Annotated in this window: 21 protein-coding genes and 1 pseudogene; 7 read left to right on the top strand and 15 right to left on the bottom strand. The window is 44.9% G+C overall.

The features are described from left to right. Positions 1-148: 148 nt before the first annotated feature. The 3 genes from I3248_RS05580 to I3248_RS05570 form a co-directional block, all read right to left on the bottom strand. Positions 149-1795: a glycerol-3-phosphate dehydrogenase/oxidase gene (locus I3248_RS05580; protein ID WP_238062874.1), complete on the bottom strand. Its 1647-nt coding sequence runs from the start codon at positions 1793-1795 to the stop codon at positions 149-151. Positions 1796-1984: 189 nt separating this feature from the next. Next, positions 1985-3736 (bottom strand): FAD-binding oxidoreductase, encoded by a 1752-nt coding sequence (locus tag I3248_RS05575; protein WP_238062873.1) that lies wholly within the window; start codon positions 3734-3736, stop codon positions 1985-1987. A 184-nt stretch (positions 3737-3920) separates the two neighbouring features. Next, the gene (locus I3248_RS05570; RefSeq protein WP_201559595.1) at positions 3921-4415 is read right to left on the bottom strand and encodes a cupin domain-containing protein; all 495 of its coding nucleotides are present in this window, start codon (positions 4413-4415) and stop codon (positions 3921-3923) included. A 367-nt stretch (positions 4416-4782) separates the two neighbouring features. Between I3248_RS05570 and guaA the strand changes: the two genes are divergently transcribed. The 5 genes and pseudogenes from guaA (at position 4783) to I3248_RS05545 (ending at position 9664) form a co-directional block, all read left to right on the top strand. Beyond that, the gene (gene guaA, locus I3248_RS05565; protein ID WP_238062872.1) at positions 4783-6393 is read left to right on the top strand and encodes a glutamine-hydrolyzing GMP synthase; all 1611 of its coding nucleotides are present in this window, start codon (positions 4783-4785) and stop codon (positions 6391-6393) included. A gap of 48 nt (positions 6394-6441) precedes the next feature. Then, complete coding sequence (locus tag I3248_RS05560) at positions 6442-7425, top strand: transcriptional repressor TCF25 family protein (protein ID WP_238062871.1); 984 nt, start codon at positions 6442-6444, stop codon at positions 7423-7425. 11 nt (positions 7426-7436) lie between these two features. After that, positions 7437-7679: pseudogene (locus I3248_RS05555) on the top strand (GMP synthase (glutamine-hydrolyzing)); the annotation flags it as partial. A 268-nt stretch (positions 7680-7947) separates the two neighbouring features. Then, entirely contained in the window at positions 7948-8469 is a 522-nt protein-coding gene (locus I3248_RS05550) for an NAD(P)H-dependent oxidoreductase (protein ID WP_238062870.1), read from the top strand. 169 nt (positions 8470-8638) lie between these two features. After that, entirely contained in the window at positions 8639-9664 is a 1026-nt protein-coding gene (locus tag I3248_RS05545; protein ID WP_238062869.1) for a hypothetical protein, read from the top strand. A 111-nt stretch (positions 9665-9775) separates the two neighbouring features. On the opposite strand, the gene I3248_RS05540 is transcribed toward I3248_RS05545, so the two are convergent. The 8 genes from I3248_RS05540 to I3248_RS05505 all read right to left on the bottom strand — a co-directional run bounded on the left by I3248_RS05540 (position 9776) and on the right by I3248_RS05505 (position 16994). Continuing rightward, positions 9776-10795 carry an oxidoreductase gene (locus I3248_RS05540; RefSeq protein ID WP_238062868.1) on the bottom strand — a complete coding sequence of 340 codons (1020 nt, stop codon included), beginning with the start codon at positions 10793-10795 and terminating at the stop codon, positions 9776-9778. Positions 10796-10837: 42 nt separating this feature from the next. After that, positions 10838-11818 carry a zinc-binding dehydrogenase gene (locus I3248_RS05535; protein WP_238062867.1) on the bottom strand — a complete coding sequence of 327 codons (981 nt, stop codon included), beginning with the start codon at positions 11816-11818 and terminating at the stop codon, positions 10838-10840. Positions 11819-12159: 341 nt separating this feature from the next. Beyond that, entirely contained in the window at positions 12160-13137 is a 978-nt protein-coding gene (locus I3248_RS05530) for a zinc-binding dehydrogenase (RefSeq protein WP_238062866.1), read from the bottom strand. 238 nt (positions 13138-13375) lie between these two features. Then, on the bottom strand, positions 13376-13564 hold the full coding sequence (locus tag I3248_RS05525) for a zinc-binding dehydrogenase (protein ID WP_238062865.1): 189 nt from the start codon (positions 13562-13564) through the stop codon (positions 13376-13378). A gap of 142 nt (positions 13565-13706) precedes the next feature. Further along, positions 13707-14345, bottom strand: a complete 639-nt coding sequence (locus tag I3248_RS05520) for a GDYXXLXY domain-containing protein (protein ID WP_238062864.1) — start codon at positions 14343-14345, stop codon at positions 13707-13709. Next, a complete protein-coding gene (locus tag I3248_RS05515) occupies positions 14342-15490 on the bottom strand; it encodes a DUF4401 domain-containing protein (protein ID WP_238062863.1) in 1149 nt (382 codons plus the stop codon). Before I3248_RS05515 ends, I3248_RS05520 begins: the two co-directional genes overlap by 4 nt. Next, a complete protein-coding gene (locus I3248_RS05510; RefSeq protein WP_238062862.1) occupies positions 15483-16646 on the bottom strand; it encodes a DUF2157 domain-containing protein in 1164 nt (387 codons plus the stop codon). The genes I3248_RS05515 and I3248_RS05510 overlap by 8 nt, the downstream gene beginning before the upstream one ends. Before the next feature lie 123 nt (positions 16647-16769). Next, positions 16770-16994 carry a DUF2798 domain-containing protein gene (locus I3248_RS05505; RefSeq protein ID WP_238062861.1) on the bottom strand — a complete coding sequence of 75 codons (225 nt, stop codon included), beginning with the start codon at positions 16992-16994 and terminating at the stop codon, positions 16770-16772. 175 nt (positions 16995-17169) lie between these two features. Here I3248_RS05505 and I3248_RS05500 point away from each other — a divergent pair, with 175 nt between their 5' ends. Continuing rightward, positions 17170-17898 (top strand): aspartate/glutamate racemase family protein, encoded by a 729-nt coding sequence (locus I3248_RS05500; protein ID WP_238062860.1) that lies wholly within the window; start codon positions 17170-17172, stop codon positions 17896-17898. A gap of 57 nt (positions 17899-17955) precedes the next feature. Here the strand turns inward: I3248_RS05500 and I3248_RS05495 are convergent, their stop codons facing one another. Further along, positions 17956-18114 carry a hypothetical protein gene (locus tag I3248_RS05495; RefSeq protein ID WP_192994479.1) on the bottom strand — a complete coding sequence of 53 codons (159 nt, stop codon included), beginning with the start codon at positions 18112-18114 and terminating at the stop codon, positions 17956-17958. 306 nt (positions 18115-18420) lie between these two features. On the opposite strand from I3248_RS05495, the gene I3248_RS05490 reads away from it, so the two are divergent. Further along, a complete protein-coding gene (locus I3248_RS05490) occupies positions 18421-19365 on the top strand; it encodes an alpha/beta hydrolase (RefSeq protein WP_238062859.1) in 945 nt (314 codons plus the stop codon). Positions 19366-20018: 653 nt separating this feature from the next. On the opposite strand, the gene I3248_RS05485 is transcribed toward I3248_RS05490, so the two are convergent. The 3 genes from I3248_RS05485 to I3248_RS05475 form a co-directional block, all read right to left on the bottom strand. Next, complete coding sequence (locus I3248_RS05485) at positions 20019-20567, bottom strand: acyl-CoA thioesterase (protein ID WP_238062858.1); 549 nt, start codon at positions 20565-20567, stop codon at positions 20019-20021. A gap of 40 nt (positions 20568-20607) precedes the next feature. Continuing rightward, on the bottom strand, positions 20608-21654 hold the full coding sequence (locus tag I3248_RS05480; protein WP_238062857.1) for an alpha/beta fold hydrolase: 1047 nt from the start codon (positions 21652-21654) through the stop codon (positions 20608-20610). A 239-nt stretch (positions 21655-21893) separates the two neighbouring features. After that, entirely contained in the window at positions 21894-22493 is a 600-nt protein-coding gene (locus I3248_RS05475) for a YigZ family protein (RefSeq protein ID WP_238062905.1), read from the bottom strand. Between the last annotated feature and the right edge of the window lie 35 nt (positions 22494-22528).

The following is a 22528-nucleotide window of genomic DNA, read 5'->3' as shown; positions in this document are numbered from 1 at the left end:
TACACATTTGCTATGTGCTGCTGGGATGCTCCTTTTGAGATAGTTGCGCAGCATCGAAAAGTGACGAAGTCGCACAGCAAGCAAGGAAAATTTATACCAGCCGCACAGCATAACTCTTAAAGTATCTTAAATGTAGGTATAAAAAGCACTAAGCTGCAGGCAAATGATAATAACGCTGCCATAACTCGCTATAGCGAGCGACTTCTTGTTGCCACTTTTGCTCATCCCAGCCCAGCTCCTGCTGGCAAATTTGCTTCAGTCTGGCGCTAATCAGTGGTGTCATCGCACCGTGCGGTAGGATTAAGCCTAAGCGCGTCCGCCGCAGTAGTAAATCATCTAAATGTATGACTTGTTCAAAGCGCGCGGCAAAGCGAATCTCCGCCCAAATAGTGTTGCTATCGGTGACATAAGCTAAGTCTTCTTCATGCGCCAGCTCAAGTAAAGTATCGAGCTGTAGACCATAGAATCCTTGTAAGCGCTGTTGTAGATCAGAGGGTAGCGTCGCAAACTTAGGATGGATGGGTGCTACTTTACTAAAGACCTGATCGCCATTTATCGCTTGGTTGTGAGTAGCAGAGTCATCAAGCGCGAGCACCTTTTGACACTTTTTAAGCACCTCAAGGGCAATCAGGCGAAAGGTGGTCAGTTTGCCGCCGCTGACGGTCACGAGATTATTATCGAGCCAGACGCTATGATCGCGCTTTTCTTTACTCGGGCTGACGCGTTTGCCATTGCCGCTATCTGCTATCAGCGGTCGTACGCCTGCCCACGTGCTGATGACATCTTCTCGATTGAGATCGGTATCATCAAACAATGAGTTAGTCGCTGCTAGTAGATAATCGACCTCTGCGCTAGTGATACCGACTTCTTCGTCATTAAGTGGCGGATGATCTAAGTCAGTGGTGCCAAGTACCGTACGGTTCTCCCACGGATAGACAAACACCGCTCTTTTATCAGCAGGATGCAAAAAGGTATAGGCTTGCGAGGTAGGTAAGCGCTCTTGACTGACGACTAAGTGACTACCGCGTGAGGGACGTATTTGCTTGTTGAAGCTTTGCTCAGTTTGCTCGCGGGCTTGCATACGTAAGGTATCGGCCCAAGCGCCTGTCGCACTGACCACCACTTTGGCGTGAACCTTATAGGTTTGATCTTTATCTTTAGAAGCGGTGTCTTTTAAAGTTGCACCCACCACCAAGCCTTGCTCATTGGTGATAAGTGACTCGGCTTTGAGATAATTAATAGCGTGCGCGCCGTCATGAATGGCTTCGTCAAGTACGCGCATCACTAAGCGCGAATCATCGGTGACCGCATCGCTAAACTGGCTGGCGCCCAAAAATTTATCTTGCTTGATATTAGGGTTTAGCCGTAAAAAAGCGTCTTTTTTAAAGTATTTAAAATAGCGCTTACCCGCTATTCTGTCATAGACGCGTAGCAAGGTATTAAATATCCACGGCGGCGGAAACTTACCTTTATAATGCGGCATGACGTAATGCATCTCGTTAACTAGACCGCTTGCTTCAGTGAGCATACGCTCACGCTCACGCACGCTAAGTAAAGTAGTCTTATAATCGCCTGAGGCAATGTAACGCAGACCGCCATGCACCATTTTGCTTGAGCGGCTGGAGGTGCCCCAAGCAAAGTCTTTTTGCTCGATAAGCAATACGACAAGGCCACGCCTTGCTGCCTCGCGGGCAATGCCGGTACCCGTGATACCGCCGCCGATAATGAGCATATCCCAAGGTTCAGATTTCGTTAAGGGCGCAAGGGCTTGCTGGCGTTGTTTGCTTTGGTTCATAAGATTTTATTCTTAATAACAATTTACTTTGACACCCAATGAAATAAATACGTTGAATAATGACGCGCGACTGATATTCATTTTTCTTGCGTGCTGTGCTTACGCCGACAGAGGCGGCGCAAAACAAATATTAGTCACGCTGTAGCGCTCTTCCACTAAACTGTCTATAAACAAAGCTCTTAATTAAAACTAATCTTCGAGCAATACCCCTGGATTCATACGCTGCTCAGGATCTAGACTTTTGAGCATATCATGAGTCACTTGAATCCCAAGCTTACCTTTTTCGGCAGCCAGGTACGGGGCATGATCGCGGCCAACGCCATGCTGATGCGATATGGTCGCTTCACCATGGTCAAGGCTCATACTGGCCGCGTGTTTGATTTTTTGCCAGCGCTTTAGTGTTGCTGCATGGTCTTTGGCGGCGCGGAAGAAGTAAGTGGTGTATAGACTTGCGCCTTGCTTATAGACATGCGAGATATGGGTAAAGGCCATCACCTCCTCTCCTTCGTCCGCTAAGGCCGTTTTTACCGCCTCTTGCATCTGTGCCATTTGCTCGTCAATACGGCTCCAGTTGGTAGCGGTCTCAAAGGTATCAACCATGATGCCGCGATCCCATAATGTACCGCGCAGATATGGGAATTTAAAACGCCCGTGCGCCCAAACACTACCCATAATATTGGTGATTTTACCCGTGACACTACCATTTTGCTTTAACAATTTATTAAACTGCGTCACTGCTAGTTTATTCTGTGCTTTATCGCCTGAGAATCCATAAGTCAGCATTACCTTATCTGAGCTGAGTCCGCGCGCTTTTAGATAAGTGCTAATCGCTAAAAACTGGCTTGGCGTCGTACCTAGATGCAAATGCGCGTCAGTCTCGACCGCATTGCTTAGGCGTAGCATAGAGAGGCGAACATTGTTTTGCACCGCTTGTTTGAGTACCGCTTTGCCCGCTTCCCAATTCGGCAAAAACGCCACTTTAAATAGCTCTTCTTCAGGTTGTGATTGCACGCGCATCTTGACTTCGGTAAAGATACCGGCGCGGCCCTCAGTACCCATCATCATCTCACGCAAATCAGGCCCTGCTGAGGATGCAGGAATGTCAGCAATCTCTAGCACGCCTTGCGGGGTCACTAAAGTGCCGCCAGCAAACATCTGCTCGATACGACCATAGCCGAGCGATTGCTGACCACTTGAGCGCGCCGCAATCCAGCCGCCAAGCGTCGATAGCTCCCACGACTGCGGATAATGACCTAAGCGATAACCGTGCTCGTCCAATTGTGCCTCGACTGCTGGACCTTGCGTCCCCGCGCCAAAGGTCGCAATTTGGCTATCAAAATCTAAATGAATAAGGCGATCCATTTTACTCATGGCGACGGTCAAAACAGGCCGCGCGCCCTGTTGCGGATTGATATGTCCGACTACGGAAGTACCACCGCCAAAAGGAATAACAATCAGATCGTGCTCTTGGGCAAGTTTTAATAACTGCTCGACATCAGCGGTCGATTTTGGGTGCGCCACGCCGTCAGGGAAGACTTCAAAGTCGCCGCTGTGCATCGCGATCCAATCGGGGAAGCTTTGCCCACGGGCGTGTCTCAGCCGCACCTCTTGGTCGATTGATACCATATCGAGAGCACTGATAGCTTTAGGTAAACGCGATTGTGGCACGGTTTTTAGTACTTGCTGTAAGCTAACTGATTTGAGTTTTTTGGTTTTGCCGATATGCGATTTAATAAGTTTTGCGCCATGCGGCGAGACTTTTTTATTGATATTGACGTTACCCCAGCCATTCCAGCGCGTTTGCTCGATGGGGGTGTTAAGAGAGGTATTGGTTTTTGCAGTCATGTCTAGGTTGGCGTTATCGTTGTTGTCGCTATCAGAGATTTGCAGAGTAGAGGAGGGTTTAGCGTGTTTACGGGTAGGGAGTTTGAGTTTGCGCATAGAGACATACCTGTCGATTGTAATCACTGTACTTGTGGTTAGAGGTAGCGGTTAGTTGGGTTAAATAGCTCAGCATAAATAGCGTTTATTAATCACCATACTAATGTTTTTGACTGATAGCAACAAAAAAACTATTGTTTATAAGTTATAACTAGACATGCCCTTTTTGTGTTTGGATAACCCTTTAAACTTTACCCAAATCTTCTAAATCGACAAATTCCTTTTCTCCATGGATCTTGTACATTCTACGTTTGATGTCTGGATAGTTGGTGATATCAATCGGCGGTCTGCTTCCGCCCATAAGGTAGGTGGCGTCGCTATCGCTATCATTACGCATCGAATGCGCTGCACCGTACGCTGGAAAACCAACAAAATCGCCAGCACTTAAAGGATAAGTCTTATCGCCATAGCGCAGTGATAGCTCGCCTGATAATACGTAGATAAACTCATCTGACTCTTCATGATAGTGGTGCTGGGTGGTTTCATCGCCCGGCTCAACGCGTACTAGGTGTAAGCCAAAGGCGTTTAGTCCAACAATATCGCTTAGAGATACCGTATGACGAGTGGCGTTGTCGTTAAACTGATGCACGTGCTTGGTTTCAGGAATCGCGGCGATATCGGACTTAGTTAGGATATAGTCTTTTGGATCGTCGAATTTGGGCTTGGGTAGGCTAGTCATGGTTTATCTCCGTTATTTTTTCAGACTTAAGCTTATATAGTCAATATGAAATAAAATCGATACGTTAATAATACCGTGCTACTGGTACAAATTTTCCTTGCTTGCTGTGCGCTTCGCACTTTTCGATGCTACGCAGCTGTTATTCAAAACAAGTATTCCAGTAGCACGGTATCGGTTTTAAAGTGAATTAACTATAGTAGCGAATATTTTTTGACTTTATGTAGTTAATTGAGTAGGTACGCTTATGATTTATTTGCAGATGAAACGCTTTTGTTTATTTACCTAATCCACGTTATCTAGTCGCCCATGATTGGCTTAAACTTGTTAAAATAGGCTGATAATTTTACTTATTGATGGACATCGATTTATGACCACTGCCGCTGCTATCCCTACTATCAAAGAAGATCGTATTCTTATTCTTGATTTTGGCTCGCAATATAGCCAGCTCATCGCTCGCCGTGTGCGCGACTCTGGCGTTTTTTGTGAGATGTTCCCTTATGATATCGACACTCAGCGCATCATGGACTTTGGTGCCAAAGGTGTCATCCTATCGGGCGGCCCTGAGAGTGTGCATGCAGAAAACAGCCCACGTATCAATGACGCTGTGTTTGAGCTTGGTGTACCAGTACTTGGCATTTGCTACGGTATGCAGGCGATGGCAGATCGCTTCGGCGGTAAGGTTCATGCCAGTGATATTCATGAATTTGGCGCGGCAACCATCAATGTCAATGGCCACTCAAAGCTTACTAGTGGCATCGAAGATAGCGTCAGTGAAGACAAATCGACCACGCTAAACGTCTGGATGAGCCATGGTGACAAGGTCATCGAAGCGCCACAAGGCTTTGATATCATCGCCAGCACACCAAGCTGCCCGATTGCGATTATGGCTAATGATGACAAGCAATACTACGGTCTACAGTTCCACCCAGAAGTGACGCACACCCTACAAGGTCAAGCGCTGCTAGGTCGTTTTGTCCATCAGATTTGCGATTGTGCTGGTGAGTGGACGCCAGACAATATCGCTGATATGCGTATTGCGCAGCTCAAAGAGCAAATCGGTGATAAACAAGTACTGCTCGGTCTCTCAGGCGGCGTCGATAGTTCAGTGGTTGCGGCGCTACTGCATAAAGCGATTGGCGATCAGCTCACTTGTGTATTTGTCGATAATGGCCTCTTGCGTCTGCACGAAGGTGATCAAGTGATGCAAGTGTTTGCCGAAAACATGGGCGTCAAAGTCATCCGTGTCGATGCCGAAGACTTGTTCCTAGACGCGCTAGCAGGCGAGTCTGATCCAGAAGCCAAACGTAAAATCATCGGCAAAACCTTTATCGATGTGTTTGCCAATAGTGCCCGCGAAATCAGCGCACAAAGCGATGGCAAAGCCATTGAGTTCCTAGCACAAGGGACGATTTACCCTGACGTCATCGAATCAGCCAAATCACATCAAGGCAAAGCGCACGTGATTAAGAGCCACCATAACGTTGGTGGTCTACCAGATGACTTGGCGTTTGAATTGGTTGAGCCGTTACGCGATCTATTTAAAGATGAAGTGCGTAAACTTGGTATCACACTTGGTCTACCAGAGAAGATGATTTACCGTCATCCGTTCCCAGGGCCAGGTCTAGGCGTGCGAATCCTTGGTGAAGTGAAAAAAGAATATGCTGATATCCTGCGTCTTGCCGATGCTATCTTTATGCAGGAGCTGGAGCGCTCTGGCTGGTATGACAAAACCGCGCAAGCCTTTGCGGTATTTCAGCCGATCAAATCGGTCGGCGTGGTCGGTGATGGCCGCCGCTATGCGTGGGTCATCGCGCTACGTGCCGTTGAGACCGTGGACTTTATGACTGCACGCTTTGCGCATCTGCCGTACGATTTGATTGAGACAGTATCGAATCGCATTATGAATGAAATCAAAGACGTGTCGCGCGTGACGTATGATGTGTCTAGCAAGCCGCCTGCGACGATTGAGTGGGAATAATTATTCATATGCTATGATTGTAATATCAACGCAAAGGAGTGATGGATTATGAAACTGGTGCATGTGGGACAAAACGAGTGGATGTTTGAAGATGACGTTAGCGATAAGTCGGCTGACAATAGATCAAATGCGCTTGGCGCTGGTAGAGCGCTTAATCTTAAAATAAAAGCCTTTGTAGATGCCGAGGTAAAAAAAGGTCGTGATATCAATGACATTATGAATGAAGTCATGACTAAGTTTCAGCATGAAATCGTGCAAGACTTTGATGAGCAGCCGCCAACCTCGTTTCAAATGATCCAAATGATTTTGGAGAAAGAGGGTTATGAGGCAGCTTTAGAGCTAGCAGAATTCTTGGTATTAGAGAATCTAGATGATCCTGATGCCTACTTTAACTCAGCGTATTTATGTGAACAAGTTGGTGAAAGCTTTACGGCATTGCTGAGCAGTCGCGAATGTATGCGTCTTTATTTACAGTGCTTTCCTAATAAGTTTGATTGGAAAAAAAGCAAACTACCATGGGGTATCCTAGAAAACCGCCCTTTTCTGCGAGCATTGTTTCAATTGGTCAACTTATATGCCGATAATGGTCAATTTGATTTAGCATGCGTAGAAGGTGAAAAGCTATTACAAGTCTGCCCTAATGATAATCTAGGCATTCGCGAACGCATGATAGATTTTTATATGCTCACCGAGCAATACCAAAAAATCATTCAACTTTGTGACCGCTATCCTGAGGATATGCTTGCAAATATCGCTTTCGGTAAGGTGCTGGCTTACTGTTATCAAGATAAATTAGATAAAGCTGAAAAAGAGTGGGATATCGCAAAAGATAACTTACCTGAAGTGGCGCATGAAATTCTTAAAAAGCGTCATCCTAGACCACGCGGTATGGGCATCAATAGTTATGGTATCGAAATTGGTAGTAAAGTGCAGGCTTATCTTTACTGGGAGCAGATGGGCGATTGGTGGGAAGAGCATGCTACCGCTCAAGCCCTGATTGAGAAAAAACGTGCCGAAAAGAAGAAAAAATAATCCTTCTTAAGCAAGCAATTTCGGTATTCCAACCAATCAAATCAGTTGGCGTGGTCGGTGATGGCCGCCGCTATGCGTGGGTGATTGCGCTACGTGCCGTCGAGACGGTGGACTTTATGACTGCGCGCTTTGCTCATCTACCGTATGATTTGATTGAGACAGTATCGAATCGCATCATGAATGAAATCGCTGACGTCTCACGCGTGACGTATGATGTGTCAAGCAAACCACCTGCGACGATTGAGTGGGAATAATTTTCTAGTTTTAAGCGCATAAAAAAAGCCCATCGTTGTATGGGCTTTTTTGTGGGTGGCATTCTCACCTTTGCGGCACACGCTGCACTACAAGACTAAAAATTGCCATCTTTACCCAACCGATTGGTAATATCAATCAACATTATCAACTATTACAAATCGGTCATCACGTTCATAAGGCGTATCATAGTGGCACACGATAAGGCGGCACAGGCTATCTAAGCGTGACGCTGCCACCACATAGCACAAGAATCATAAGGATTTTATAATGAACGTACTTGCCTTTGGCACCAGCAATAGCCGAAACTCAATCAACCAAAAACTGGCCCGCTATGCCGCCACGCAAATCGACGATGCGGACGTGACGTTACTTGATATTCATAATCTTGAGATGCCGATATACAGCGAAGAGCGCGAAAAAGAAAGCGGCATTCCTGCGTTTGCACATGATTTTTATCAAGCGATTGGCGAAGCGGACGCGATTGTGATTTCTTTTGCTGAATACAATGGCTCGTACACCGCCGCGTACAAAAACCTGTTTGACTGGACGTCGCGTATCGATATGAAAGTCTATCAAGACAAGCCGATGATCATGCTGGCCACTTCACCAGGGCCAAGCGGCGCGCAAAGCGTCCTTGCTGCTGCCGAAGGCTCAGCGCCATTCTTTGCCGCCGATGTCAAAGGCGCATTGTCGTTGCCTAACTTCTTTGATAACTTTGATGTGGAAAAAGGGGAAGTGACGGATGAAACGTTTAATCAGCAATTGAATGAGATTATCAGTAAGCTGTAAGCTTTGGACGATTGATAGGCAATAGAAAAACACTCAACTTGGTTGGGTGTTTTTTATTGTCTAAACCAATGAAAAACAGGTAAAAGTTAATATAATACTTTGTGGACTATTGTGCTATCTTAAAAGCTAGAAATCATTATTAAAAATTGTTAGCAAAAGGAATTTAAATGTGGATGAAGAGCCTAAAAAAGAGCAAAAATTACTATCGATGTTAGAAATGAGTGAAATGTTCGATAGAGTTCTGAGTCAAATGCACCCGATATCTCATAATTTCGAAAGATTAAATAGTATACAGGGGATATCAAGCCAGTATGAGCATTTTAATCCAGCTGCAAGTTTTGCAGATATTGCAAGCAAAAATTTTGAACAACAAAATTTGGCTTTTGCTAATGTTATAGCTTCAAGTGTCTCAGCAACTCTTGCGCAGCCCCAGATGCGAGAATCTATTGCTTTGCAAGATAGCTTCCGTAAAATCGCAGAAAGTCTGAGTGTGAACAACAATGTCATGCTCGCGGCAGAAAGTGCTATACAAAAGATGGATAGAAATAATGTATATAAAGATACTATGGCATCATTCAGTCAATTCAGAAAGTCTTTAAAGCCATTGAGAGATTCCCTCAATACAGCTGGGAATGCGTTTGATAGAAGTGAGTTTGCTAATCTTGTGAGAGAGCTGCAAACATCTAGAATTATTCCTGAATCAACCATGTCAGAATACGTTAGTATCATTAAGCAGGTTGAGTCACTACACAATCTTGAGTCATTCAAAGCAATAACTAGGCTAAAGAACTTCCCAAATGACAAAACATGGACACAAAACTACGATAAAGGATATGAAGTAACAGAAGATTTTTTAGCTGAAGTTAAAACGATAGATGCAAGGATAAGCGATGAAATATCTTCTGTAGATGACTTTAATGAACTATCTGAAAGTAGTAAAAATTCTTTAGAGAAATTAAATTTAAGCTACTATCAGATATTTATAATATATTATATATATTGCATAACTATTCTAAGAGAGCAAATTAGTAACAGCTTAAAATATTCTGATATGGAGTTTAAGTTCGTTGGATGGTCTAGTAAGATTCTAGTTGGTGTATGCTTTATTGGTTTTCAGCCAGATTTTAATAGTATCTGTAATTCAATAGTGGCTACAATATTATTAGACAATATTAAGCAAGATGGGAAAAAGTAAAAACTTCTAGGATAAGACTATTCATAGTATATCTTTGATAATAAAAATTTTGGAAGAAGCAGCACCCCAAAAGGAGTGCTGCTTTTTTATCAATACTGATTGTTTTAAAACCTAACCCTGCACATTCACCACATAACGTCCCACAGCCTTACCATCAATAAAGCGCTCTAGGTATTCAGGCGTTTGCTCAAGGGTGATTTCTTCTGCGTATTGCTCCAGATTGGGTAGTTTCATGTCGGTTGCTACGCGCTGCCAAATCGCTTTTTTGTCCTCAAGTGGGATAAATACCGAGTCGATACCCAGTAGCGATACCGCACGCGTGATAAACGGCAATACGGTCATCGAAAATGACGCTGATGCTGCAAGGCCACAGGTCGTCACTGCACCACCTGGTTTGGTTTGCTTGAGTAGGTTGGCAAGATAGTCACCGCCGACGGTGTCGATGGCATTGGCCCATAGCGGACGGCCAACAGGGCGATTGCCGACTTCATTGATGGTGTCACGATGGCGCACTTCGGTGGCGCCCAACTCTTTCAAGTGTTCGCTTTGCTCAGGCTTACCAGAGAAGGCGATAGACTCGTAGCCCAGCTGCGAGAGGATAGCGATACTGATAGTGCCCACACCGCCTGTCGCGCCTGATACGGCAACGGGGCCATCGCTTGGCTTTGCGCCCATTTTTTCCAGCTTTTGGATGCTTAGCGCCGCCGTTAGGCCGCCTGTACCATAGATCATCGCTTCTTTTAGGCTCAGCGCTTCAGGGCAAGGCAATGCCCAGTCGGCAGGGATGGCAATCATTTGCCCGAGTCCGCCTGCGGTGTTCATACCTAAATCATAGCCGAATACCACGACTTCTTGACCTTCGCTAAAAGTGCCAGACTTGTCGCTGACCACCACGCCTGCCGCGTCAATACCAGGGGTGTGCGGATAGTTTTTGGTGATGCTCTTATTGCCTGAGGCCGACATGGCATCTTTATAGTTGAGCGAGGAGTAATGTACTTCGATCAATAGATCATTGTCAGGCAGGTCGCTGAGGTTGCGCTGTTGAATGCTTTTTTCGAAATTACCGTCGCTGGTTTCTTCGACCACTAAGGCTTTAAAGGTTTTATTATCAGAGTTTGTTTGATTGGACATAATATTATTCCTCTTTTGGTAAATAAACTTTACGGCGATACATTAAGGCTTAATGAGTATCTTACCTTTTTTGTCTGATTGTACCTCATCAGAAACCGCTTTCTGGATATCGTTTAAATCGTAAACACCGCCAGTCGGTAGTTTTAGGGTGCCATTAGCAGCATTTTCGATTAGCTCACCAGTTAAGCGCTGCATATCGTCTTTACTGATGGTTTGCATCATATCACTCGCCCAAAAGCCTTTAACTTGCGCCAAATTAAAAATCAGATTGCTAGGATTAAGCATCAGCGGTTTACCTGACATTGCGCCGAGTGACGCCATGACGCCATGTTTACCCAGCATTGATACTAGCTCGCCGCCTGGCTGACCACCAACGGCATCGACTGCGCCGCTGATTTGAGCATCGCCAATGATTTTTTTGACTTGCTCTTTCCAGTCGTCGTTATCAGTCACGACGTTGTTGTCAGTGATACCTAAATCGATCAGCTCTTGCTCAGATTTTTTGCTGCGTACTAGATTAATGGTATTGATATTACGCTCGGGAGCGAGCATTGCCATCGATTCACCGACCGCACCGTTAGCGGCGTTTTGGATGATCCATTGACCCGGCTTGATGTTTAAAAACTCAATGAGCAGCAGCGCACTCATTGGCATGGCGATTAATTGAGCGGCCATCTCATCATCGATAGCATCTGGTATCGGGATGATGCTTTGAACTGGCGCGATAAAGTACTCCGCCCACGTGCCTTGTACGCCTGAGACTACGACGCGTTGACCTTTTTCAAAGTCTGTGACCTCACTGCCTAAAGCATCAATAGTCCCTACCGCCTCACTACCGCCTGTCGCAGGCAGTTTAGGTTTATTACCGTACTCGCCTTTGATGGTAACAAGGTCGTGATTATGAATGGAAGATAAGACAGTCTTGATACGGACTTCGTTGTCTTTGGGCTCTGGAGTCGGGCTGTCACTCACGCTAAGCACGTCAGATGGTTTGCCAAATTCGTTATAAGTTGCAGTGCGCATAGAAGTATCCTTTTTATTATTTATCAGTTTGAGCCCTTAAAGAGATTATTGAGTACTCAAAGAAATTAAGTTTAGCAATTTGCTTTTTATAAACGATAACAACTCAGACTAAGCGTTCTCAACTTGATTTTGGTTACTTAACGTTGTGGCTGACTTAGAATTGTAAAGGAGTCGAGATTAAGCATAAGGCTTTCTTAACGAGTGCTACTTTTGCACCAGAATTAACATTCTGTATAAAAAAACAGCGCTTCTATCATAAGAAGCACTGTTTTGAGTGAGCTGTTAAAGGACTTTAGATCAGGTAATTTACGCGTAGTAAATTCTTATGGTTTTAATAGCCCTTATGGCTTTAACAGCACCTTACCGTTTTTGCCTGACTGCAATTTGCCATCGACCGCTTTTTTGATATCTGCCAAATCAAACACAGCCTCCACAGGCAGATGGAGCTTGCCACTGGTCGCGCGTTCGATTAGCTCATCGATTAAGCGCTGTTTATTATCCACGCTCATCTCTTGGCTGATTTTACTGCCCCAAAATCCTTTTACGATGGCTTGTTTAAAGATAAGATGCGTCGGATTGAGCGTCATGGGCTGGCCTGACATGATGCCAAAGGACGCCAAGGTGCCACCATGACCGAGCAGTGATAGTAGCTCGCCGCCATCTTCACCGCCGACTGAATCGACCGCTGCGCTGATTTTATCCTCGCCAAGGATGGCTTTGACTTGCTCTTTCCAGTCCTCATTATCAGTGCTGACGTTATTTTCTGCGCCGATTGCTTCTAGCTCTTTTATGGCATCGCTGCTACGGACCACATTGATAGTGTTGACGCCGCGCGCCGCTGCTAGCATCGCAAGCGATTTACCGACTGCGCCGTTCGCCGCGTTATGGATAATCCATTGTCCGCTCTTGGCTTCTAAGAACTCAAGCAGCATAAGCGCGCTAAGCGGCATAGCGATCAGCTGCGCAGCCATCTCATCATCCAAGCTCTCAGGGATGGCAAACACCATATCCTCATCAGCGACGAAGTACTCCGCCCAAGTCGCTTGCACGCTGGCCGCCGCCACGCGCTGACCGACTTTGAGATTTTTAACCTCGCTACCCACAGCATCGACTACGCCGACCGCCTCGGAACCTGCGATAGCAGGCATCTCTGGCTTAAAGCCATACTGACCGCGAATGGTTAACAGATCATGGTTGTGGATAGAGGCGAGCACGGTTTTTACACGCACCTCGGTGGGCTTAGGTTCTGGGATAGGACTATCGCCTAGGCTCAATACTTCGGTTGGTTTGCCAAATTCGTTATAAGTTGCGCTACGCATAATATATTCCTTTTTATCATTTATAAGGGTTTATAAGTATTGTTAGAGTGGGGCGTGTCTTCAATTCACTCGATAGTCATCTAAATGGGCTAAAAATGGCTAAATCTTGCCAAACATCGTCAAATAGCTGGTTAATATCCCGATATTGTCTACGCTATTTTTCTTGTTTGACGACAATTTATCACATTTTTATCGCCATTTTTGAAATGAAGACACGCCCTAATAGAATTTTAAAAAGTTAAACCTCAACCACTACTTTTCCGACAGTATGATTGGTCTCCACTTGACGATGAGCGTCGTGCAGCTTTGCAAAGGCAAAAGTCTTAAACATGTGCGGTACCTCGTCAGCTTTTGGTGTCGGCTTGTCAATCTCGCTTAAGATTAGGTTATCAATACCACCTGCTTTATGGAGTAAATAGGCTTGCATAGGATGCTCCTTTTTATTGACTTAAATAGTATTTATTAAGAAAACAATTTAGAACTACCTTAACAAGGGGTTTGGATCACTGACAAGGCAACTTTGGTTACCTGATGTTGTGAGTGGTTTTAGCTATGAATTTTTTGAAAAATTACAAGGATTCATTATCAATACTCGCTTCATGGTCAAGGCTATTCGTTTCAGGGTTACTCATCTTAGGATCGATTACCTTAAACTTCTCATCAACCATATTAGTCAGTAAAGGCTCACCGTCATCATTAACCCGGAATAAGCCATATTCAGCCGCCTCAAAAGCCTCGGCATGACCTTCTTGAAAGAAAAAAGCGTTGGTCGCCAGTTTGAGTACGCCATTACGGAGACGATAATAAATCGCCCTCTCATTTGTGCTTAAGTTGTCAGGTTTACTCTCTGCCAAGTGCTCAAACTGTCCGACATTATTATTATCCAAAGCGACGATGACATAGCCTTCCTCATGAGTAGGATAGCTGCCCGAATCTGTATTTAAGGCGGCAAATACCTCATTCTCTAGCGCATAACGTAGCGTCATATAGTCGCCCTGCATAAAGCCGCGTGGATCAACGGGCGCAAGCTCAAGCAGTACGGTATCACCAGTGGCTAAATGGGTCTCGTATTTGGCGACATTGAGAGTCATTACTACTAAGATAACGATTAAGCCAAACAGCGCAATAGTAATTCTAACCGCTCGTTTTTCAAGCCAGCCAATCGAGCTAAGCAGGGATGAGTTTTGAGCCATAGTCTTATTATTCATGACAAGCGCTCCTTATCAGTACTCGTTGCTAATGCCGCATTACTGGCAAAGTAACGTTTGATCAGTAGCCAGCGCATCAGCAATAAGCCAACTCCGATAATAAGCATAGAAGCGGCTTTGAGTAATAATGACGTATCGAGCTGATAGTAATACCAAAATATATAGCTGACTAAGGCGATAATACCAAGCGCTAATAGCACTCGCTGACTATTGGCAAACGCTATGACAATAATAAGGCTAGTGGCGAGCAACCCTGAAACGTAAATCGATACCACTCCAAGCACGGTGGTAGCCCCGACTATAATCAGTCCCGTTGCTGAGAGCAGTTGGATACGGTAGCGCTTCAAGATTAAGTAAGCGGCACATAAGCTAGCAAGGGCCAATAATCCTTGCGCTAAATAGTAGTTATAACGAAAAGGGTTACCGTCATTATCGAAGCTGACATCATATTCAGCAACGATAAAATAGACCGAAACGCCAAGTAACACAAGGGCGCTTGCATAGCCAAACGCGCTAATAATAGATTGTGCATAGACTTGATGTGGACGAGGAACGCGCCGTAATAGCGGATAGCGTTGCAATTGCGTCACGATAGTCAATAGCGCTAATACGCCTAAACTTAGCTCAGGGAACTGATAATAATTGAACAAATAGACCATAAGCCCAAGCACGAGGCTAGCACCTAGCAGTCGATACACCACATTGGGCATGATAAAAGTCAAATAGCTTTGAATAATCAAAAATAGCCAGACTGATAAGGGGCGCTCTACGGCATAAAAGAACAATCCAGCGGCGACATACAACTGTCCTGTGATACTGATAGCAAAGGCTGAATATTCAACGAATAGATTGCGATGTTTGCTTGCGGTCTTAAAGAGCCAAAAGGCAAGAGCGCTTAAAGCTAGACCTACTATAATAAGGCCTATAGCGCTTTTTAACACATTACTTTGAGCCAAAAATAAAGTCAAAAAACCTGTAAAAAACAAACTGGCTAACAAGCCACCGAAACCAATAAAAAGTTGCAGATACCAAGGGGTATGTTTCTGTGAGTCGTCATCTAAATGGTCGTTATATACGCTAAAATCCTTAGCGATTAGACCGATATTTTGTAGTGATGCCAGCGCTTGTTGGTCGTTGTTATTCATGATCGGCTCCTTTTTTACTCAAAGGAGTATTCACCGCTTGTAAGATTTTAAGGTCTTCAGAAGGAGAGTTATCTGATTTTATAACTTCAAATAACCACATGATAGCATAAGTAACCATGCCAATCAGTAGAAGGGTTAAGACAAGTAGGCTGCCTGCATCAAAGTCATTAGGTAGTATTTTAACTGCCCAAGACATCACTACAATAATGAGAGAAAAGCAAAGGTAGGTCAGCATCAGTAGATCACTGCGCTGTCGATAAAAACGCCAATACATAAAGGCGCACCAGCCCGCCCAAAGCGATAAAGACAGGAGCGTCGCCAACACACTATCCACATCAAAAACAGTAATAATAGCGAGGAAAGTGATAGCGATAGTGCTGATTAAACCGACAAGATAAGTACTCCAGTGCAAACCTGCTTGAGCTTGCAATAGTATATCGTCGTAAGTCGTTTTGGAGCTTGAAAGGTTAGGACTAGCAATAGAAGTATCTGAACCAACAATCTCGCTATTAACTTGGCTAGCCATCGCACGTTTTTGACCCAAAAAGATAAGCCAAAGATTTAGGGCAACCAGATTGATCAGTGCCAATATCGCCACTCTTATAACATCTTGATAGCTACTATCAACGAACGATAGATCTACCACCTCCAAATAAAGCAATAGAAAAGTATTAAGCAGCCCAAGCCACAATAGCCACAGTGCCGGAAAGCGGGCAATAATGACCCAAGGGGTAATCAATACTGCCCAAGCAAAAAACAGCTGCCAAGTATCCGCGCCGGTCTGATATACCTGCCCAAATAGCGCCAGCAAACTACCCGTAATGATACTAGCGACCAGCAATAATAGCTGGCGAATAAAATGAAACCTGCGCCGAAAAGAGAGAGCCACGTAGAGCGCAATAGTGATAACCAGAGCGCCCTCGACCAAAGCGAATTTGCCTAGCTTACCCAAATTTTGCCAGTTATAAGCAATAAAAAACACCAGTGATAATACCAATGCCAGCGCACCGATAATCAGCAAGGCTTTATCAAAGAAGCTAAGCCATGTGCTTTTGCTGGGATAGACTTCTAGGTGTTTGGTAGCAGCCTCTGCATGCTTGAGAGGAAGTTTGTGTTGTTCAATGAGTTGTTCGATAGCACGTCGCGTTTGACTCATAGCGCCCTCTGTTTAACAGAATATTTAGCTTATCTTAGCGGTTTTTTTTAGGCGGCATTTATAGAGTTGAGTAAACAGAGGTAGGCGGTTGCAGCTAAAGGGTTTGAGAGTTTTAAGAGTAAACTAATAAAACTCAATACGGCTCAGTACATGCTCTTGGATAAAATATGCGCAGATATACGCACTTGGCCATGCAAAAACAAAGGCCAACCCCCATGAGCTAAGTAGGTCAGCGAAGAAATGATCACTATAGCCTGCTTTGACCAGTATCAGCGCCGCTGAAATAATAAGCGACATCATCATGGCCATTAGTCCAGTAAATACTAGGCGATATAGTTTGCGGCTCATACGTATTCTTAGTTTCGGTAGTGCCATAACGCATTTTTGTCCTAAAGGTTTTATAGGGAGCTATCATATAACCTATATATAACTAGGTAAATTGGTTATTATCAAACACCAAGTCCTTTAAATGTTAACGATATCGATAGCATAAATAAACCAGACCAATCAATAAGAATAGACTATGAAAAGTAACGATAAGGCTAGACCACAACGTACATTAGGCATCATCGGTGGCATGAGTTGGGAGAGTACCGAGAGCTATTATCGACTGATCAATGAAGGGGTCAAGGCTGAGTTAGGTGGCCTGCATTCAGCGGACCTGCTTATTCATAGCTTAGACTTTGCGCCGATTGGTGAGCTGCAAGCAAAAGGCGAGTGGGCACAGATGGGCGCGATATTAGCGAGTAGCGGCAAACGTCTGCAAGCGGCTGGCGCGCAAGGCTTGCTTATTGCGACTAATACCATGCACAAGGTAGCTGATGAGGTACAGGAGGCCACAGGCTTACCGATTATTCATATTGCCGATGCCACCGCGAGAGCGATTAAAGCGCAGGGCCTGACTAAGATAGGTTTGCTCGGTACGCAGTTTACCATGACCCAAGATTTCTATAAGCAGTGCCTGACAGATAGCGGTTTGCAAGTGGTGATACCTGAAGAAGACGCAAGGGTAGAGGTGCACCGAATTATCTATGAGGAGCTGTGCCAAGGGCAGTTATTGGATAGCTCAAGAGAATATTATCAAAGGGTCATTGAGCAGTTAGCTGATGCAGGCTGCGAGGGGGTGATTTTGGGCTGTACTGAGATTGGCATGCTGATTAAGCAAGCGGACAGCCCCATCCCTGTGTTTGATACCACCGCTATCCATGCGCGAGCGGCGGTAAGGTTTTTATTGGATAAGGCAGTCGGCTAAATACTGCAAAGATAGCATAAAACCTGCTGCGACCGTTTAGCCTTTATCGTAAGTTGGTTAATGGCTACCATGAACCTTTTCATGCACTTTGATGATACGGCGCAGCGGTAACCGTCTCCATGGTGTCGTTGGCAAGGCAAATAGCAGCATGGTTTTGGCGATAGACCCTTTGGTAAGGTCACGCGATTTACTGGAGGGCGTACTCGTGTCGCTCAAGGTGCATCCTTTTATGCCACTTTGATTGGGCTTTGATGAGTGTCAGTTGGGTTTAATTGAGAATAGATGGTGAGCTTAGGGTTGTAGTTATAACCACTACTGCTATAAAACGCTCCTATTATAAATAACAATGCCTAAGCTATCTGGGCTAGAAAGGTAAACAAAAGCTAACGATAGTCTTGTATATGAACATAGAAGATAAGGTTTTGACTAGAAAGTTATAAATTAAAAAATCTAGGCACAAGTTTAGCGCTAAAATCAAAGTCAGATTTTGTTTCCACCTTAATTCTAAACAAGGATGCCTCCATGCTATTTAAACGCTTAGGCCTTGCCGCACTATTTAGTCTCTCTATCGTAGGCTGTACCACAGCGCCCAATACGCTTGCCGTTAACACTACCCAAAAAATCATTCAATATGAGCGCAATAAGTCTGATCTGGATGTCAAATCATTTACGCTAACTTCTGGCGACAAGTTAGTTTATGCCGAAAACGCCAACCTAACAGGCGAGCCCTTACTCCTTATTCACGGTTTTGGCGGCAATAAGGACAACTTCACCCGTATCGCTGACGAGTTAGAGGACTATCATCTGATCATTCCTGATCTGCTGGGTTTTGGCGAGTCGAGCAAACCTATGAGCGCAGACTACCGCTCACAGGCACAGGCCACGCGCTTACATGAGCTGTTGCAAGCTAAAGGATTAGCAAACAATATTCACATCGGCGGTAACTCGATGGGCGGCGCGATCAGTGTCGCTTATGCCGCAAAGTACCCAAAAGACGTCAAGAGTCTGTGGCTTGTCGATAGCGCAGGGTTTTGGTCAGCAGGCGTGCCAAAATCGCTTGAGGGCGCAACCCTTGAGAACAACCCATTGCTGATCAATAGCAAAGAAGACTTCTACAAGATGTACGATTTTGTCATGTATAAGCCGCCTTATTTGCCCAAGTCAGTCAAAGCGGTATTCGCGCAAGAGCGTATCAATAATAAGGAGTTGGACGCCAAAATCCTTGAGCAAATCGTCACTGATAATGTCGAGGAGCGTGCTCAAATCATCGCGGACTATAATATTCCAACGCTCGTGGTTTGGGGTGAGAAGGATCAAGTCATCAAACCTGAAACGGTCAATGTGATTAAAGACATCATCCCGCAAGCGCAAGTCATTATGATGGAAGATATCGGTCACGTACCGATGATAGAGGCAGTAGAGCAAACGGCGGAGGATTATAAAGGGTTTCGGGAGGGGATTAAATAGTAGCTATTCCCGCTTTACGCTACTATCTTAGCTGCCACTGTGGCGGTGACTAATAGGCAGTCGTGCTCCTGTTGCCTCGATATCCCGCCTACCTAAGTCCCCGCAACACAGTGTGCAGCCAAGTATATCCGCTGCAATCGGGGCTAAACCGCTCTCCAAGTTCACCTAAAATTGCAGTGCAATTTTTTAACGGTGCTCAGGGCTAAACTGCTTCCCATGTCCACTTTTAGTGCTTTTGATGGAGTTCACTACAAAACCGTAGTCAATATGTTTGACTACGGTTTTGTAGTTGAGTGTTCCAAACCGATATAATTAAACCTATAAACTTGAAAGAATTTAGAATCTCATGAACAAAATAACTCAAATCACTCGACGTCATATATTCGATGCTATGCAGGTAGAAGGTATTGATTGGGCTGGAAGATTAGATGAAACCGCGTTTTTGTCTAGACTATATGATTTAGAAGATATTCCGTCAACTGACAGCGAAACTCAATTTCACTGACCTCATTTAAGGCTAGCCTCTGACCCTTTTTGACTTGCGAAACAGCTTGTATAAGTGAGACGGTATGACGAATAAAGGGGTACATGGTCTGCTCTCAAAGCTTAAGGTAAAGGAGGATAAGGTAGTCAGAGACTTATCGTAGAGTATTTTAGTCATTAGCCATCGGCGGCCAACGATGATCCTTATTGGACGCTATCCACTCTTGCACCCATGGCTCAGGTGACATGACTAAATTAGGCTCACCTAACGCCTTTAACACTTTGGCGGTTTCAATGACTTTGCCGCCTTTGGTGACGCCCGTGCGTAATAGCACCGAGGAACAAGGTTTGCCTTTAACCCACATCGAATGCTCAAGATAGAGCCAGCGCTCATCTATACCGACGAGCTGCGTCTTGATGGTCACTTTATCAAACAGGCGGATACGCTTACGGTATTGAATGGTGCTGCCTGCCACTACCATACCCCAACGGTTTTTTAGCAGCTGCTTGGCAAGCCCCGTGCGAATGATAAAATCTGTACGGCCAATATCATAGACGGTCAATACACGGCCATTATTCATCTCAAACATCGGATCGATATCGGTAATACTACAGCGTACAGTGACTTCGCTGACCTGTTCAAACGCTAACGGTTGAGATTTTTTATTAGTGATAAACGCATCAACGATCGACTTAGTGTAACGCAAGTAAGGATACATAATAGAGTCTCAAAAGTTTAAGGGTAGGCTCGTGATGCGCTTATTTTGACTTGACGGTAGCGTCCACACCGATGGAGTGAAAGTAGGCGCTGACGGTTTCGGGTAGCCAATTGATATCGAATCTGGATTTTTTATCACGGCCCTGAGCTTGTTTGCTATCCGAGCGATAGCGAATGTAGCCGACGTGCCCGCCGTGCTTGGTATCGATAATAGTGACGCAGTCGGAGACATCGTTCGCGGTGGCGGTAAAGCCCAAAAACGGATCGTCTTTGGCGCTAATCAACAATAAGGGTTTTTTGACATCTCGCAAGTAGGGCAGGGCTGAGGCGCTATGATAGTAGTCGTTGTTAGAGCGGTAGCCATGACGCGGCGCGGTAAAGATATCGTCAAAGTCGCTGATACGATTGACCGCTTTGATAGAGTCGATCTCCTCTTTGCTGATGTCGTTGGCAAGGGCTTTTTTAATAATCGGATTAAGCAAATAAGGCGTATAAATGCGATGACTCAAAAAGCTGTGCATACTCAGCGCCGCTGATGACATATCGACAGGGGCGGAGATCACAGCCGCGCCTTTACAGAGCGCTTTCTCGCCGTATTCGCCCATGTATTTGGCTAAGGCATTACCACCCAGTGAGATGCCGACCGCATACATATTGGCGTATTTTTCGCTTAGGTTTTGCAGCATGTAGTGCACTTCGCCCGTATCACCCGCGTTATAAAACACCCGTCCACTAGCTGGAATACCACCACAACTACGAAAGTGGGCGACCACAAAGTGCCACCCTTGCGCGTGCATCTGATAAGCCAAAGCGCGGGCATAATGGCTATCGCTACTGCCTTCCATACCGTGGAACAAAACGATTAATGGCGTTTGTTCAAGTTCACCATTTTCTAAGTTTTCTGAATGTTCTATAGGATGCGCATCATAGAAATCATAGGCAATATCACTCTCGTCCAAGGAATCTTTACGCACCACTCGTCTGTACTCGGGTGCTTTTGGCGCAAAAAACTTTGGCAGGATGCTTTGCAAGTGCGGATTAGTCAGCCAAAAAGGCGGTTTAAATGCGTTATAGGTAAAGGTCGTCATAGTAGGGTTTCTAAAGTTGTAAAATAAAAGTATAAATAGAAAATATGAGTATGATTTAAATAGCTAGTTTCACGTGAAACAAAGCAGTTTTATAAGACTGAGTCTATACATTGTTAATTTAACGAACTTATTATCATACTAAGCTCGCAGCAAGCTTCCAATAGATTTTGGTGAACGGCTCAGTGAACAGATGATTACTGTATTATTTAATTAAGCTCAGTTTACTTCTTTAGAACATACTAATCTGTGGGCTCTATCACTTTACCTGCCATCGCTAGTTCAGTTTTTAAGGCTTCAATATCGGCCTCTGCGATAGTTACAGTCAAAGTGACTTGTTTGCTATAGGCGACATCTTCGATAGTGCCCTCTAAGCTCTCAACCACATAACGACACTGAGCTTCAGTCGCGAAGTCCGCTAGTATTTGCACTTGCGTCATCGGCACGAAAGGTTGCAATATCATCTGATCGACTGCTGCTTGTGCAGAGCCTGCATAGGCACGAGTGAGACCGCCTGCGCCAAGCTTAATACCGCCAAAGTAGCGTACCACGATAATGATAATATTGCCGATAGATTTATGCTGCAGCACGCCTAGTATTGGTCGCCCTGCGGTACCACTCGGCTCGCCATCATCATCGAAACCTGCGCTCGTAGTATTATCAGGGTCGCCAATGATATAGGCCCAGCACCAATGCCGAGCATCAGGGTGCTTTTCTTGTAGATGTTCCACATGAAACATCGCTTGCTCACGTGAATTTACAGGATAGGCATAAGCAATAAACTCGGATTTTTTAATCTCAAGCCGTGCGGTCACGGGGTTGCAAACAGTTAAATAAAATATATACAAACCTACCTATTTATTACTATAATAGATAG

Source organism: Psychrobacter sp. Ps3 (genome assembly GCF_022129275.1).
GTDB lineage: Bacteria > Pseudomonadota > Gammaproteobacteria > Pseudomonadales > Moraxellaceae > Psychrobacter > Psychrobacter submarinus.
This window is presented reverse-complemented; position numbering and strand designations above follow the sequence as displayed.

Excerpts from the sequence above, each read along its gene's own strand:
- I3248_RS05580 (WP_238062874.1), bottom strand. The coding sequence starts at position 1,795 with ATGAACCAAAGCAAACAACGCCAGCAAGCCCTTGCGCCCTTAACGAAA.
- I3248_RS05575 (WP_238062873.1), bottom strand. The coding sequence starts at position 3,736 with ATGCGCAAACTCAAACTCCCTACCCGTAAACACGCTAAACCCTCCTCT.
- I3248_RS05570 (WP_201559595.1), bottom strand. The coding sequence starts at position 4,415 with ATGACTAGCCTACCCAAGCCCAAATTCGACGATCCAAAAGACTATATC.
- guaA (WP_238062872.1), top strand. The coding sequence starts at position 4,783 with ATGACCACTGCCGCTGCTATCCCTACTATCAAAGAAGATCGTATTCTT.
- I3248_RS05560 (WP_238062871.1), top strand. The coding sequence starts at position 6,442 with ATGAAACTGGTGCATGTGGGACAAAACGAGTGGATGTTTGAAGATGAC.
- I3248_RS05550 (WP_238062870.1), top strand. The coding sequence starts at position 7,948 with ATGAACGTACTTGCCTTTGGCACCAGCAATAGCCGAAACTCAATCAAC.
- I3248_RS05540 (WP_238062868.1), bottom strand. The coding sequence starts at position 10,795 with ATGTCCAATCAAACAAACTCTGATAATAAAACCTTTAAAGCCTTAGTG.
- I3248_RS05535 (WP_238062867.1), bottom strand. The coding sequence starts at position 11,818 with ATGCGCACTGCAACTTATAACGAATTTGGCAAACCATCTGACGTGCTT.
- I3248_RS05530 (WP_238062866.1), bottom strand. The coding sequence starts at position 13,137 with ATGCGTAGCGCAACTTATAACGAATTTGGCAAACCAACCGAAGTATTG.
- I3248_RS05525 (WP_238062865.1), bottom strand. The coding sequence starts at position 13,564 with ATGCAAGCCTATTTACTCCATAAAGCAGGTGGTATTGATAACCTAATC.
- I3248_RS05520 (WP_238062864.1), bottom strand. The coding sequence starts at position 14,345 with ATGAATAATAAGACTATGGCTCAAAACTCATCCCTGCTTAGCTCGATT.
- I3248_RS05515 (WP_238062863.1), bottom strand. The coding sequence starts at position 15,490 with ATGAATAACAACGACCAACAAGCGCTGGCATCACTACAAAATATCGGT.
- I3248_RS05510 (WP_238062862.1), bottom strand. The coding sequence starts at position 16,646 with ATGAGTCAAACGCGACGTGCTATCGAACAACTCATTGAACAACACAAA.
- I3248_RS05505 (WP_238062861.1), bottom strand. The coding sequence starts at position 16,994 with ATGAGCCGCAAACTATATCGCCTAGTATTTACTGGACTAATGGCCATG.
- I3248_RS05500 (WP_238062860.1), top strand. The coding sequence starts at position 17,170 with ATGAAAAGTAACGATAAGGCTAGACCACAACGTACATTAGGCATCATC.
- I3248_RS05490 (WP_238062859.1), top strand. The coding sequence starts at position 18,421 with ATGCTATTTAAACGCTTAGGCCTTGCCGCACTATTTAGTCTCTCTATC.
- I3248_RS05485 (WP_238062858.1), bottom strand. The coding sequence starts at position 20,567 with ATGTATCCTTACTTGCGTTACACTAAGTCGATCGTTGATGCGTTTATC.
- I3248_RS05480 (WP_238062857.1), bottom strand. The coding sequence starts at position 21,654 with ATGACGACCTTTACCTATAACGCATTTAAACCGCCTTTTTGGCTGACT.